The 13456-nt window shown below is 75.2% G+C and carries 15 protein-coding genes; 8 read left to right on the top strand and 7 right to left on the bottom strand.

Annotated elements, in window-relative coordinates:
* Window positions 1–12 precede the first annotated feature (12 nt).
* Together OTB16_RS08910 and OTB16_RS08905 are read right to left on the bottom strand one after the other, a co-directional pair.
* Window positions 13–822 carry a hypothetical protein gene (locus OTB16_RS08910; protein ID WP_267719434.1) on the bottom strand — a complete coding sequence of 270 codons (810 nt, stop codon included), beginning with the start codon at window positions 820–822 and terminating at the stop codon, window positions 13–15.
* A complete protein-coding gene (locus OTB16_RS08905) occupies window positions 822–2099 on the bottom strand; it encodes a VWA domain-containing protein (RefSeq protein WP_267719433.1) in 1278 nt (425 codons plus the stop codon). Before OTB16_RS08905 ends, OTB16_RS08910 begins: the two co-directional genes overlap by 1 nt.
* 167 nt (window positions 2100–2266) lie before the next feature.
* Here OTB16_RS08905 and OTB16_RS08900 point away from each other — a divergent pair, with 167 nt between their 5' ends.
* Window positions 2267–2368 carry a DUF6204 family protein gene (locus OTB16_RS08900; RefSeq protein WP_267719432.1) on the top strand — a complete coding sequence of 34 codons (102 nt, stop codon included), beginning with the start codon at window positions 2267–2269 and terminating at the stop codon, window positions 2366–2368.
* A 28-nt stretch (window positions 2369–2396) separates the two neighbouring features.
* On the opposite strand, the gene OTB16_RS08895 is transcribed toward OTB16_RS08900, so the two are convergent.
* A complete protein-coding gene (locus tag OTB16_RS08895) occupies window positions 2397–4202 on the bottom strand; it encodes an FAD-dependent monooxygenase (protein WP_267719431.1) in 1806 nt (601 codons plus the stop codon).
* A 71-nt stretch (window positions 4203–4273) separates the two neighbouring features.
* Entirely contained in the window at window positions 4274–4684 is a 411-nt protein-coding gene (locus tag OTB16_RS08890) for an organic hydroperoxide resistance protein (protein WP_267719430.1), read from the bottom strand.
* Between the two features lie 133 nt (window positions 4685–4817).
* On the opposite strand from OTB16_RS08890, the gene OTB16_RS08885 reads away from it, so the two are divergent.
* Window positions 4818–5294 (top strand): MarR family winged helix-turn-helix transcriptional regulator, encoded by a 477-nt coding sequence (locus OTB16_RS08885; protein WP_267719429.1) that lies wholly within the window; start codon window positions 4818–4820, stop codon window positions 5292–5294.
* Between the two features lie 33 nt (window positions 5295–5327).
* Here OTB16_RS08885 and OTB16_RS08880 read toward each other — a convergent pair whose 3' ends face one another.
* Window positions 5328–5636 (bottom strand): hypothetical protein, encoded by a 309-nt coding sequence (locus OTB16_RS08880; protein WP_267719428.1) that lies wholly within the window; start codon window positions 5634–5636, stop codon window positions 5328–5330.
* 214 nt (window positions 5637–5850) lie between these two features.
* On the opposite strand from OTB16_RS08880, the gene OTB16_RS08875 reads away from it, so the two are divergent.
* On the top strand, window positions 5851–6885 hold the full coding sequence (locus OTB16_RS08875) for a PHP domain-containing protein (protein WP_267719427.1): 1035 nt from the start codon (window positions 5851–5853) through the stop codon (window positions 6883–6885).
* Between the two features lie 8 nt (window positions 6886–6893).
* Here the strand turns inward: OTB16_RS08875 and OTB16_RS08870 are convergent, their stop codons facing one another.
* Window positions 6894–7763 carry a UbiA family prenyltransferase gene (locus tag OTB16_RS08870; protein ID WP_267719426.1) on the bottom strand — a complete coding sequence of 290 codons (870 nt, stop codon included), beginning with the start codon at window positions 7761–7763 and terminating at the stop codon, window positions 6894–6896.
* Window positions 7764–7839: 76 nt separating this feature from the next.
* Here OTB16_RS08870 and OTB16_RS08865 point away from each other — a divergent pair, with 76 nt between their 5' ends.
* The 3 genes from OTB16_RS08865 to OTB16_RS08855 are packed head-to-tail and all read left to right on the top strand — an operon-like array spanning window position 7840 to window position 10480.
* The gene (locus OTB16_RS08865; RefSeq protein ID WP_267719425.1) at window positions 7840–8901 is read left to right on the top strand and encodes a type III polyketide synthase; all 1062 of its coding nucleotides are present in this window, start codon (window positions 7840–7842) and stop codon (window positions 8899–8901) included.
* A gap of 5 nt (window positions 8902–8906) precedes the next feature.
* Window positions 8907–9458, top strand: a complete 552-nt coding sequence (locus OTB16_RS08860; protein ID WP_267719424.1) for an isoprenylcysteine carboxyl methyltransferase family protein — start codon at window positions 8907–8909, stop codon at window positions 9456–9458.
* The gene (locus OTB16_RS08855) at window positions 9455–10480 is read left to right on the top strand and encodes an NAD(P)/FAD-dependent oxidoreductase (RefSeq protein ID WP_267719423.1); all 1026 of its coding nucleotides are present in this window, start codon (window positions 9455–9457) and stop codon (window positions 10478–10480) included. The genes OTB16_RS08860 and OTB16_RS08855 overlap by 4 nt, the downstream gene beginning before the upstream one ends.
* 60 nt (window positions 10481–10540) lie before the next feature.
* Here OTB16_RS08855 and OTB16_RS08850 read toward each other — a convergent pair whose 3' ends face one another.
* Window positions 10541–11533 (bottom strand): hypothetical protein, encoded by a 993-nt coding sequence (locus OTB16_RS08850; protein ID WP_267719422.1) that lies wholly within the window; start codon window positions 11531–11533, stop codon window positions 10541–10543.
* Between the two features lie 726 nt (window positions 11534–12259).
* Between OTB16_RS08850 and OTB16_RS08845 the strand changes: the two genes are divergently transcribed.
* Window positions 12260–12667, top strand: a complete 408-nt coding sequence (locus OTB16_RS08845; protein ID WP_267719420.1) for a DUF6153 family protein — start codon at window positions 12260–12262, stop codon at window positions 12665–12667.
* A gap of 122 nt (window positions 12668–12789) precedes the next feature.
* The gene (locus tag OTB16_RS08840) at window positions 12790–13407 is read left to right on the top strand and encodes a DUF305 domain-containing protein (RefSeq protein WP_267719419.1); all 618 of its coding nucleotides are present in this window, start codon (window positions 12790–12792) and stop codon (window positions 13405–13407) included.
* Window positions 13408–13456: the final 49 nt, after the last annotated feature.

Genomic DNA, 13456 nt, shown 5'->3' with positions numbered 1-13456 from the left:
CCGCCCGGGCGGTCAGGCGCCCGGCGGGACCCGGTGCGGGCGGCCGGAACCGCGCGTCAGGGAGTATCCGAAGAGGCCGGCGGCAGCCCCGAGCACACCGCCGGCGGCGGTCCAGATCCAGCGGTCGGACCACCAGCCGCCGGCCCAGCCGTCCTCCGGCTCGCGCAGCGCGGAGGTCACGGTGGCGGGCACCAGCGGGGCGGCCAGGGCCCCGTCCACCGCGTGGGCGCCGCCGGCCTCCTTCACCTCGGCTTCGACGGCCGCGCGCACCGGCAGGCCGAGGTCCTCCTCGGGGGCGCCGATGACCGTCAGGCGTACGTAGTAGCTGCCGGGCAGCGGGTCGTTGGCCCACGGCTCGGCGTTGGCGCGGACCGTGCGCAGGGTGCAGGACAGGTCCGCGGCGACGGCGTTCGCGGCCGCCGCGACGGTCTGCGTGCCGTACGTGCAGGCCTGGCGGCGGCGCAGGCCGTCGTACACGTCGAGCCGCCAGGTGGAGGCGCCGTGCCGGGCCGAGGCCTCGGGGAGCGTCACCTTCGCCTTGACGGTGACGCGCTGCCGGGCGTCGATCGGGAGCACCCAGTAGAGGTAGTCGCCGGTGGAGGCGGCCGCCGTGGCCTGCTGGCCCGGGCGGAACGCCGCCGCGGTGCGGAAGCTCGTACCGGCCTCGGTCGGAGCGGGTCCGCCCTCTCCGGAGGCGCTCGGGCTCGGGCTAGGGCTCGGGCTCGGGCTGGCCGACGGGGTGTCCGCGGAGGCCGTTCCCGCCACCGCGAGGGCGGCGGTCGCGGCCAGCAGGGCGGCGGTCAGCGTGCGTACGGTGCGCATCAGTTGGTCCTCCAGACGGAGACGCGCCAGCGGGAGATCCATCCCCACACCAGACCGGCCAGCAGGCCGAAGACGACCAGTACGGCCAGCAGCCACCAGCCGCGGCCGAGGCCGAAGGACGCGGCGTCGGAAGCCTCGTCGGGGCCGTCCACCACCTCGATGGTCAGTTCCACGGGCATGCCCGGGGCGGTCTTGACGGACGCGGGAGCGGAGAAGGAGTTGCTGACCTGGACGCAGACGGTCTCCGCGGCCGGTTTGGCGTCGCCGTCCGCGCCGTCGGCCTCGGCCTTGGGGTAGCGCAGTCCGGTGGACAGGACGTCGGTACGTCCGTCGCCCGCCTCGGAGCCGCGGACGATCTCGCGCCCGTGGACGGTGGTGGCGCGCAGCAGGACTCCGTAGTCCCGGTTGACGGCGCGGTCGGCGGCGATGCTGACGGAGGCGCGCAGTTCCTGGCCGGGCAGGACGTCCACGCGGTACCAGCGGTGCTCGCCGAAGGACTCGCGGTCGCTGTACAGGCCGGGCTTCAGCTGCGGGGCGCCCTCGCACTGCTTCGCACCCTCGGTGGCGACCGGGTTGACGACCGGGTCGGCGGCGCGGTCGACGAGCTGTTTGACGCGGCCGGAGAGTTCCGCGGTGTGCTGCACCGAGGTGTAGGTGCCGCCGGTGGCCTCGGCGATGCAGGTCAGCTGGGCGCGGGTCTTGGCGTCCGGGACCAGGCCGAGTGTGTCGATGACCAGATGGATGCCCTTGGCGGCGATGTCGCGGGCGACCTCGCACGGGTCGAGCGGGGCGCAGGTGTCCTCGCCGTCGGTGATGAGGACGATCCGCTTGGTGGCGTCGCCGCCTTCGAGGTCCTGGGCGGCGGCAAGGAGGGCCGGGCCGATCGGGGTCCAGCCGGTGGGGGCCAGGGTCGCCACCGCGGTCTTCGCCTCGGTGCGGTTCAGCGGCCCGACCGGGTAGAGCTGTTTGGTGTCCTTGCAGCCCTGCGCCTTGTCGTCGCCGGGGTAGGTCGCGCCCAGGGTGCGTATGCCGAGCCGCACCTCGTCGGGCACCGCGTCGATGACCTCGTTGAAGGCCTGCTTCGCCGCGGCCATCCGGGACTGGCCGTCGATGTCGGTGGCCCGCATGGAACCGCTGACGTCCAGGACGAGATCGACCTTGGGGGGTTCCTTGGCCGCGGGTCCGTCGGCGGCTGTGGCGCTCGCCGGGAAGAGCCCGACGACGAGGGCGGCGAGCAGGCCGCACGCCCCGGCCGCAAGCCGTTTCGATGTGATCATCGCCGGATCGTATTGAGGATCGTCCGGCAATCCAAAACGGGTGCCCGGCCCGGCCTTTCGGCCCGGGCGGGGGTAGAACGGGCGCGGAGCGGGGCGGGGCCCGGAGGGGAGGCGGGCGCGGGGAAATCCCGGTGCGCGGCCCGGGCCGTGCCTCCTGGGCCGCCCCGATGAGCGCCCGTACCATCCGCATCACCGTCCGCGGTTCCTTCGACGGCCTGACCGGCCGCCAGCGGGCCTGCGCCGACGCGGAGCGGGACGGCGGTCCCTGACGCTGAGGGCCCCCGGGGCGGCCGGCTCTCAGGGGCCCGCGGGCCCGGCAAGATCCGAAAGAGACGCGCTGTCCTGGCCGTTCGGGGCGAAGACGGCTTCGAGGTGGGAGGCCAGCCGGTGCGGGTCCGGCGGGCAGAGCCGGGCTCCGAGGTAGCCGTCGGGGCGGACCACGAAGGCGGTGGGACGGTCCACCCCGTACAGGCGGGCGAACTCGCCCGCCGTGTCGTGGTGCACGGGCAGGGTCGTGCCGTCGGCCGGGGCGTCGGCGGCGAGGACCGCGCAGATCTCGATCCGGTCCCCGGTGCGGGCGCGGGCGGTACGCGCGAGCGCGTCGAAGCCGGCGGCGCCGTCCGGACCTCCGGTACCGAACAGCAGAAGTACGTGGCCGCGCTCGCGCAGCAGGTCGTACAGGCGCTGCGGGTAGGCGGCGATCGGCCCGGTGAGGCCCCCGCAGTCCGGGGCCCGGTCGCCGGGGCGCGGGCCGGCCCCGGCGGAGCCTGCTCCGGCTCCGGCTCCGGCTCCGGCATCACCATCGGCACCGCTTCCGGCGTCAGCACCGGATCCGTCACCGGCGTCACCATCGGATCCGTCACCCGGCGGGTCCACGATCGGACTGCCCCGGTAGGTGACGAGCAGTTGGGCCTCGCGCAGCAGCAGGGTGACGGGGTCCTCCGGGTCGGCCTGCACCCCCTCCGCCGCGTGCCGGACGGTGCGGCCGACGACCTCCTCGCCGACGGGCCGCCGCTCGGCGTCGTAGCTCGCGAGCAGGCCCGGACGGGCGGCTCCGCCGACGGCGAGGGCGAGTTTCCAGGCGAGGTTGAAGGCGTCCTGGATGCCGGTGTTCATGCCCTGGGCGCCCGTCGGGGGGTGGATGTGGGCGGCGTCGCCGGCGACGAACACGCGCCCGTCGCCGTACCGGTCCACGATGCGGTGGCTGATGCGGAACACCGAGGCCCAGCGCATGTTCGACGCGGTCACAGGCCGCGGGGAAAGCCGGTCCAGGACCGCCTGGATGTCGGGCAGCGCGGGGGCCCGGCCGCTCTCCAGGCCGTGCGCCACCCCGTTCCCGGCGGTCCTGAACGTCCGGTCGCCCCCGGGAGCCCGCCCTGCGTCCGAGAGCTCGGGCGGGACCAGCATCGACAGGCGGTACCGGCCACGGCCGGGCAGCGGGATGCCGACGAGGACGTCGTCGACCGCGCCGTCGGCGCCGCGGTGCATGGCGCGCACGCCGTACCCGGCGGGCAGGTCCCAGTCGACCTCCACGTCGGCGAGCATGTACCCGTCGGCGAAGGCGCCGCCCTCGAAGGTGAGCCCGAGGCCCTTGCGGACGATGCTGTGCGCGCCGTCGCAGCCGATCAGGTACCGGGAGCGGACCTCTTCCTCCGTGCCGTCCGCGGCACGCAGGACGCTGGTGACTCCGTCGGCGTCCTGGGTGAACGAGACGAGCTCCACGGACCGTTCGATCCTGGTGCCGAAGCGGCCCAGGAACGCCTCGAGGATCCGCTCGGTCTCGTACTGCGGCAGCGCGGCGAAGCCGTACGGCACTTCGGGGGGCATGACGAGTTCGATGCGGACCCTCTCGGCGCCGTTGTCGTACACCAGCTGGCCGCGCATCGGGACGGACGCGTCGAGGGCGTCGCGCACCAGGCCCATCCGGTCCCAGACCTCCAGGGTCCGGGGCTGGATGCCCACCGCCTTGGCGAACGGCAGCCTGGCCGGCAGCCGGTCGGCGATCCGGCAGCCGACGCCGTGCCGGCGCAGTTCCCCGGCGGCGGTGAGGCCGACGGGTCCGGCGCCGGCGACCAGCACGTCCGTGGTGTAGGTGCGCGCCATGGGCGCCTCCCTGGGAGCGGCCCCGTACGGGTCGGTGCCCTCCCATGGTCGCCCGGGGGCGCGCGGAGCGGCTACTCGATCACGAGCTCCACGTCGATGTTGCCGCGGGTGGCGCGGGAGTACGGGCAGACCTCGTGCGCCTGCTTGACCAGCAGCGCACCGGTCTCGCCGGCCAGCGACTCGGGAAGCTCGACGCGCAGGACCACGGCCAGGCCGAACGCGGGGCCGTCCTTGCCGATGGACACCTCGGCGGTCACGGAGACCTCGCTGGTGTCGGCCTTCGCCTGGCGGCCGACGAGGCCGAGGGCGCTGGCGAAGCACGCCGCGTACCCGGCGGCGAAGAGCTGCTCGGGGTTGGTTCCGCGGCCGTCGCCGCCCAGCGCCGGGGGCATGGCCAGCGCGAGGTCGATCTGACCGTCAGAGCTGACGGCGCGGCCTTCGCGGCCGTTGGCGGTGGCGACAGCGGTGTACAGGGCGTCCATCGGAGTTCCTCTCGCAGGGGTGAACCGTGGTGCGGGGCCGGGGTGGCCGGCCGCCGCGCTCCACAAGTAGAGCACGCAATTGAGTTGCGCACAACTCAATGCCGCACACGCCGCCCCGGGTACACTGGCCGACATGACCGAGAAGCCGACCGAACCCCTCACCGACCAGGACTTCCTGCGCCTGGACGGGCAGATCTGCTTCGCCCTGAACGCGGCGACCCGGGCGGTCGGCGGGCTCTACCGCGTCGTCCTGAAGGACCTGGGCCTGACCTACCCCCAGTACCTGGTGATGCTGGTGCTCTGGGAGCACGGCGAGCTGCCGGTCAAGCAGATCGGCCGGCACCTGCGGCTCGACTCCGGGACGCTGTCGCCCCTGCTCAAGCGACTGGAGGCGGCCGGGCTGGTGGCGCGCGAGCGCAGCACCGAGGACGAGCGGTCCGTGCACGCGCGCCTCACCGCGGAGGGCGCCGCCCTGCGCGACCGCGCGGTGGAGGTGCCCCGGCGCATCGCGGCCGCGACCGGCTTCGACCTCGCCGAGATCCACGACCTCCACGCCCGCCTCGGGCGCCTCACCGCGGCCCTCGACGCCGCCGTCCCACCGGAGGCCTGAGCGGCTCCACGCCGCCCGACACCACCTGGGGGCTCACTCCTCGTCGTCCGCGTTCGCCCGGTTCTCCCGGGCCGTCATCTGGCCCTGCACGAAGGCGTCGGTGTGCGGCGCGTACGGGCGGCCGTGGTCGATGAGCAGCCCGGTGATCCGCCGCCACTCCGCCACCGTCGCGGCGGTGTCCTCGTCGGCCCGCTCCAGGTCGCCCGCCGCCTCTTCGGCGGCCTCCAGGGCGGCGGCCGTCTCGTGGTACGTCATCCCGGTGGCCGCGTGCCGCACCCGGTCGCGGGCGGCGCGTTCCGCCCCGGAGGGCTCGTGGGGTTGTGTCGCCTCGTCCTCGGTCATGCCTCGTCCTTGGTCATGCCTCGTCCTTGGTCATGCCTTGTCCTTGGTCATGCCTTGTCCTCGTTCGTGGGCTCGCCGCCCTGCCGTCCCGCTCCCGTCCCGATCCCGGGCACCCGGGCCTGTTCCCCGTATACCCCGGACCTGGGCGTTCATCGCGCGACGCGCCCGTGCGGGGTGCCCGGCACCTTGCCACACTGGGGCCAGGAGGTACGCGATGGACCCGGTTGCGGCGCTTGACCGGATCGCCTTCCTGCTGGAGCGCGCGCAGGCCCCCACGTACCGGGTGCGCGCGTTCCGGACGGCGGCGGCCGCCCTCGTCCGCATGGGCGGACCCGAGACCGCCCAGCGGGCCGCGGCCGGTTCCCTGGAGGCCGTCAAGGGCATCGGCCCCAAGACCGCCCAGGTCGTACGGGAGGCGCTCGCCGGATCGGTACCGGGCTACCTGCGGGCGCTGGAGGACGAGGCCGCGGCCCTCCCCGAGGGCCCCCCGCCCACACCGCGGGCGCTCGCCCTGAGGGCGGCCCTGCGCGGGGACTGCCACGTGCACTCGGACTGGTCCGACGGCGGCAGCCCGATCGACGCGATGGGGCGGGCGGCGGCCTCGCTGGGTCACGCGTACGCCGTGCTCACCGACCACTCGCCGCGGCTCACCGTCGCCCGGGGGCTCTCTCCGGAGCGGCTGCGCGAGCAACTGGACGTGGTGGCCGCGCTCAACGGGCAATGGGCGCCGTTCAGGCTCCTGACGGGCATCGAGTGCGACATCCTGGACGACGGTTCGCTGGACCAGGAGCCGGAGCTGCTGGAGCGGCTGGACGTGGTCGTCGGCTCCGTGCACTCCAAGCTGCGCATGGAGTCGCCCGCGATGACCCGGCGTCTGCTGGCGGCCGTGCGCAACCCCCTGATGGACGTACTGGGCCACTGCACCGGGCGGCTCGTCACCGGGCGGACCCGGCCCGAGTCGCGGTTCGACGCGGAACGGGTCTTCGCGGCGTGCGCCGAGGCCGGTACCGCCGTGGAGATCAACAGCCGGCCCGAGCGGCTGGACCCGCCGCGGCGGCTGCTGCGGCTCGCGGTGGCGGCCGGGACCTTCTTCGCGATCGACACCGACGCGCACGCCCCGGGCCAGCTGGACTGGCAGCTCCTCGGCTGCGAACGGGCCGCCGAGTGCGGAGTCTCCGCCGGCCGCGTCGTCAACACCTGGGAGGCGAACGACCTCCTGGCCTGGACCCGCACCCGGCGCGCCCCCTGACGGCGCCCCTACCCCCGCATCCGCACGACCAGCAGCACCGCGTCCGCCCCGGCCAGGGCCAGTACGGCCAGGAAGGGGAGCCGGCCGGCGGGGCGGCGGGAGACGAGCAGGGCCGTCGCCGCCGCCCCGCCCAGCAGGCCCCAGCCGTACGCCGTCATCCGCCCGGGCGGGCCCGCCACCAGCACCGCCGTGGAGGCCAGGACGAGGAGCCCCGCGACGACGGCCGCCCGCCGCACACCGAGGCGTTGCGGCAGGCCGGTGATCCCGGTGGCGAGGTCGTCGTCGATGTCGGGCAGCACGTTCGCGAAGTGCGCGCCCGCGCCGAGCAGAGCCGCGCCGGCCGTGAGCCACGCCGGCGGCCACGGCGCCCCGGGCAGGCCCAGCGTGACGAAGGCGGGCAGCAGGCCGAAGGCCACGGCGTACGGGACCCAGGAGACGGCGGTCGCCTTCAGCCGGAGGTTGTACGCCCAGGCGGCCGCCACCGCGGCCAGGTGGACGGCGCCGGCCGCCCGCCCGGCGGCCAGCGACAGCGGCACGCAGCACAGCAGCGCCAGACCCGCGGCGCCGGCCACGGCCGCCGGGGACACCGTGCCCGCGGCCAGGGGTTTGTCCCGGCGGCCCGCGGCGAGGTCGCGCCGGAGGTCCGCCCGGTCGTTGCACCAGCCCACGGACAGCTGCCCGGCGGCCACCGCGGCCACCGTCAGGGCGGTTCCGGACGGGCCGCGCCCCACCGCCACCGCCAGCGCGGCGGCGAGCAGGGTGACGGCCGCCGCCGGGACCGGGTGACAGGCCGCCAGCAGGCCCAGAACCGCACGGAGGCGTCCGGCGGCCGACGGGGCCGCTGCGGCGGGGCGGGGGGATGCGAGGCGCGCGGGCACGACGCCACCGTAAACGGCGCCGCGCCCGGTCCGCCTCATTCGTAACGAAATGTCAGTTCTTTTCTATTGTGAATCAATGACACGTGTCCTGGCAGTGAGCAGCGTGTTCCCTCCCCACCGCCACCCCCAGTCCGAGATCACGGCAGCGCTCGCCCGCTTCCTGCCGCCCGGTTCCGACACCGCCCTGCTGCACCGGGTCCACGCCTCGGCACAGGTGGAGGCCCGCCACCTCGCGCTCCCGCTGGACCGGTACGGGCCCGGAAACGACTTCGGCACCACGAACGCCCTGTTCGTCGAGGCGGCCCTCGATCTCGGCGCCCGGGCCCTCGAACTCGCGCTGGCCGGGGCCGGCATGACGGCCGACGCGGTCGACCTGGTCATGTCGACCACGGTCACCGGGCTCGCCACCCCGTCCCTGGAGGCGCGGCTCGCCGGCCGGGCGGGGCTGCGCCCCGACGTGAAACGGGTGCCGCTCTTCGGGCTCGGCTGCGCGGCGGGCGCCGCCGGGACCGGCCACGTCCACGACCACCTCACCGGGCATCCGGAGCACGCGGCCGTGCTCCTGTCCACGGAACTGTGCTCGCTCACAATCCAGTCAGCCGACACCTCGATGGCCGCGCTGGTGGCCGGGGCGCTCTTCGGCGACGGCGCGGGGGCCCTGCTCGCCGTGGGCCGCGGCCATCCGCTGTACGCCACGGCGGCCGGGCCCACGGTGGTGGCCTCGCGCAGCCGCCTCTACCCCGGTACCGGACACCTCCTCGGCTGGGACATCGGCCACTGGGGCTTCCGGATGGTCCTCGGCCGTGAACTCCCCGACCTCATGCGGCTGCACGTGGCCGAGGAGGTCGAGGCCTTCCTCGCCGCGCACGACCTCAAGCCCGCCGACGTGGACGCCTGGATCTGCCACCCCGGCGGGCCCAGGCTGCTCGACGTGCTCGCGGACGCCCTGGCGCTCCCCGATTCGGCCTTCGCCGTGAGCAGGCGCTCGCTGGCCGCGGTCGGCAACCTCTCCTCGGCGTCCGTCCTGCACATCCTGGGCTCCGTCCAGGAAGCCGGCCCGCCGCCGCCCGGATCGGTCGGGCTGATGCTCGCCTTCGGTCCGGGCTTCGCCTCCGAACTCGTCCTCCTGCGATGGTGACCCCGATGACCTGGTACCTGATCCTCATCGGCCTCGTCTGCGCCGAGCGGCTCGCCGAACTCGTCACGGCGCGCCGGCACACCGCGTGGAGCCTGGCGCGCGGCGGTGTCGAACACGGCCGCGGCCACTACCCGGCGATGGTCGCCCTGCACACCGCACTGCTCGCGGGCTGCGTGGTGGAACCGCTGCTGGCCGGACGGCCGTTCGTCCCCGCGCTCGGCTGGCCGGCCCTCGCCCTGGCCCTCGCCGCCCAGGGCCTGCGCTGGTGGTGCATCCGCACCCTCGGACCGCGCTGGAACACCCGGGTGCTCGTCGTGCCCGGGCTGCCGCTCGTCGCCGGCGGACCGTACCGGTGGCTGCGCCACCCCAACTACGTCGCGGTCGTGGTGGAGGGGTTCGCGCTGCCGCTGGTGCACGGCGCCTGGCTGACCGCGCTCGGCTTCACCGTGCTCAACGCGGTGCTGCTGCGCGTAAGGATCCGCTGCGAGGACGACGCCCTCACCGGGGTGTCCCTGCCGCGGGCGGCTCCGGCGGCGGCTTCGGGCACCGTGCGGTGATCGACCTGCTGATCGCGGGCGGCGGCCCGGCCGGGCTGGCCACCGCCATCCACGGCGCCCTCGCCGGCCTCGAGGTCGTCGTCGCGGAGCCGCGGCCGACCCCCATCGACAAGGCCTGCGGGGAGGGGCTGATGCCCGGCGCGGTCCGCCGCCTGAAGGAGCTGGGGGTGCCCCTGGCCGGCCAGCCGTTCCACGGCATCCGCTACGTGGACGGCGTGAGCGGCCGGCACGCCGAGGGGCTGTTCCACCACGGCCCGGGCCTCGGCACCCGCCGGACCGCGCTCCAGCCCGCACTGGCCGGACGCGCCGCCGCCCTCGGGGTCCGGGTCGTCCCGCGCCGCGTGGACGGGGTGGTCCAGGACGGCGACCGCGTCCACGCGGCGGGGCTCACCGCGCGCTACCTGGTGGCGGCCGACGGGCTGCACTCCCCCGTCCGGCGCGGTCTGGGCCTGACGTCCCCGCCGGCGCCCGGCCGCCCGGCCCGCTACGGGCTGCGCCGGCACTACGACGTCGCGCCGTGGAGCGGGCTCGTCGAGGTGCACTGGGCGGACCGCTGCGAGGCGTACGTCACCCCGCTGGCGCCCGACCGGATCGGCGTCGCGTTGCTGACCTCGGAGCACGCCCCCTTCGACGTACAGCTCGCCCGGTTCCCGCTGCTGGCGCAGCGGCTGTCCGGGGCCCGCGGAACGCCGGTGCGCGGGGCCGGGCCGCTGCGCCAGGGCGCGCGCGTACGGGTGGCCGGGCGGGTCCTGTTCGTGGGCGACGCGGCCGGGTACGTCGACGCGCTGACCGGGGAGGGCCTCACGCTGGCCGTGACCGCCGCCGGGGAACTGGTGCGCTGCGTACGGGAGGGGCGGCCGCAGGCGTACGAGCGGGCCTGGCGGGAGCTGTCGCGGAGCTACCGCACGCTGACCGCCTCCCTGCTCTGGGCCCGCCACCGGCCCCCCGTCGCCCGGCGGATCGTGCCGCTGGCCGCGCGGCTCCCGCGGGTGTTCACGGGGGCCGTGAACCTCCTGGCGTGACACGGCACCCCGCGCACGGGGCGCGGGGTGCCGGTGCCGTACCGGGGGTGTCGGCCGGTGCTAGGCGGAGCGCTCCTGACGGTTCCTCAGGGCCAGTCCGGACAGCACGGCGCCGGCCGCGGCGCACAGCACCGCGATGACGCCCGCCCAGGCCGGCGAGCCGCCCACGGCCCCCGCCAGGGGGTCGTAGTGCGTGGCGCCGCCGAACACGTGCAGGGCGACGACGCCGAGGGCCGTGACCGCCCCCGCCCGCCAGACCAGCGGGGTGTCGCGGGCCGCGAGCACCGCGCCGACGGCGAGGCACAGGACGGTGACGGCAAGGGGCAGGAAGCCCACGGGGGAGGCGGTGGAGAGCAGCGTCAGGTCGGCGGGGAGGTGGAGCGCGCCGCTGACCAGCAGGGCGACCGCCATGGGCCAGCGCAGTACGTGCCGCAGGGCCGGGGAGGCCGCCGGCCGCACGGCGGCGGGGGCCTGACGCGAGCGGGGCGGCGCCTGGGGCGCGGGGGGACGCGCCTTCGGCTCCGTGGGCGGCACGGGGCGGGCGGCCGCTTGCGCGTACGGGGCGTCGTACAGCTCCGTGTACCCGGGGTCGTACCGCTCCCCCGGCGGCTCTGCGCCCTCGCCGGGCCGTTCGGCGGAACCGGCGGGCGCCCGCTCCGGCGCACCGGAGCCGTCGGGACCGTCCGCGCCGAGGATGGTCACCAGCAGCGCCACGTCCTCGATGGACCGGCCGACGGCGGCGGCGCGCAGCGTGATGTCCGCCTCCACCACCTCGTGCGGGTGCTCGCCCAGGAGGGCGACCATCTGCCGCACTTCGTCCACGGGCCGGGTCACGGCTGCCGTGCGGAGCGCCTCGTGTCCGGGGTTGGGCGACTGGCCGGTGTCCTTGAGGAGGCTCACCAGCGCAGTGACCTCTTCGAGCGGGCGGCAGGTCGCCGCCGTCTCGAGCAGGGTGCGTACGGACTCCTGGCCGGGAGCGTCCGCTGCGAGGGTGTCGGGGATCCCGGGGCGGTCTTCATGGTCCGTCGCCTCGAGGGTGATGGGGTCATTCATGGAAAGCTCCGTTCGCCGACACGCGGGTCTACACATCGCGCGCCGGTCATCGTGCGTCATGGGAAGCGCACGCTTTGTTACATTTACTGTCAGCTCTAATCACTGCGCCATTCGGGGCGCGCAAACGGGGGACTCCCCGTGGGGGCTCCGGCCGGGCTCCACGGGGACAGGGCGTCAGCCGTGCCCGACATGCGTCTCCTGCGCCGCCGATGGGGCTCCGCGCTCCCGGCGGCCGCCCTGTCGCTCCTCGTCGCCGCCGGCGCCGTACGGCGGCGGGTGCGACCCCGGTCCGCGGGAGCCCGTCGGTGGCCATCACGGAGAAGCCCTCGCGGGCACCGGAGGCCTTGAAGACGGCAGCGGCATGGACCGCCGGCTCGGACGGCCCCTCGCCGTACATGCCGGGATGCTCGCCGTAGGTCCGTTGCCAGTGCGCACGCTGAACCTCGGCCAGCCCCTGCTCCGACTCCGACGTACCGACGACCTCCTCGTCGGGCCGGCATCGAACAACCAGCCCCTGTCCGCCCCCCCTAGAAGGACCCATGTCGTCGCGTCGCCTCGCCGCCCGCTGCACCGGGGCGGCCAGTGCTGTCGATTACCTTCGGGCACATCGACTTCGGTCCGAACCGAGTGCCTCCCGAAGCCCTGCGGTCTGTCATGACACACGGTCGGCGGATCTCGGACGGTCGGGGGAGGCGGGGCCGTGGCGCCGGATCGTACGATGACTGCATGAGCAGCACCATGCAGTCGAGCCGCCGCCCGGCCGGGCGTGGCTTCGTGCTGCTGGTGCTGGCGGTGCTGGCCGGTGTGCTGGCCATGCACGGCCTCGTACCCGGGTCGGCGTCTGCGCAGGCGCCGGCGGTGACCGACGGCCACTCCATGGCGATGGTCCACGAAGTGACCGCCCAGCAGGTGACGGGTGCCTGCTCGCACACTGACGGCGGAACGGGCCACGCGGAGCATGCGGATGCCACGTGTGCGGCAGCCGGTGTCGGCGCCGCATACGCGCCTCCCGTCCTGGCCGCAGCTCTCGACACCGGGCCCGCGCCGGTGGCGCTGCCCGGCAGTGCCGCGGGGACCCCGGAGTGTGGGCGTGCTCCGCCCGATCTCGCTGAGCTGCAACTCCTACGGATATAGGACCGCCCGCGCGGCCCCTCCTTGCCCGGCTTGGCCGGCGAGAAGTGCCGCGCTTCGGCACGTCCTCGTTCCGTATCGGCGGCCGCCCCGCTCGGGCGGCGCATCAAAGGAGTCGCACCACCATGAGCAAGAACCTCGTCCGCCGGACCGCCCTCGTCGCCGCCGCGGGCGCCGCCTCCCTCGTGCTCGCCGCGTGCGGGTCGGGCGACGCCACCTCCTCCGGCCCCAGCCCGTCACCCTCGGCCTCCTCGTCCGCTGCGGCCTCCCAGGGCCAGCACAACGCGGCCGACGTCGCGTTCGCCAAGGGGATGATCCCCCACCACCGTCAGGCTGTGGAGATGGCCGGCCTCGCGCCCACCAGGGCCGAGTCCGCCGAGGTCAAGCAGCTGGCGGAGGAGATCAAGAAGGCCCAGGGTCCGGAGATCAAGACGCTGTCGGGGTGGCTGACCTCCTGGGGGGAGCAGGTCCCCGCTGAGGGCGCCATGGACCACTCCATGCACGGCGCCGACGGCGGAATGATGACGCCCGAGGAGATGGACAACCTGAAGAAGGCGTCCGGCAAGGCCTTCGACACCGCCTTCATGCAGCTCATGATCAAGCACCACGAGGGCGCGGTGGCGATGGCCAAGGCGGAGAAGGCCGACGGTTCCTTCCCTGAGGCCAAGACCATGGCGGGCGCCATCGTCACCTCGCAGACCGCCGAGATCACCAGGATGAACAACCTGCTCGGCAAGAGCTGACCCACACTGGGCGGAGGGGTGGGGGGGGGGGGGGGGGGGGGCGCGGGCC

The sequence above is a fragment of the Streptomyces antarcticus genome (assembly GCF_026627255.1).
Classification (GTDB): Bacteria; Actinomycetota; Actinomycetes; order Streptomycetales; family Streptomycetaceae; genus Streptomyces; species Streptomyces antarcticus.
The sequence above is the reverse complement of the archived record's forward strand: the minus strand, read 5'-3'. Positions and strand labels throughout refer to the sequence as shown.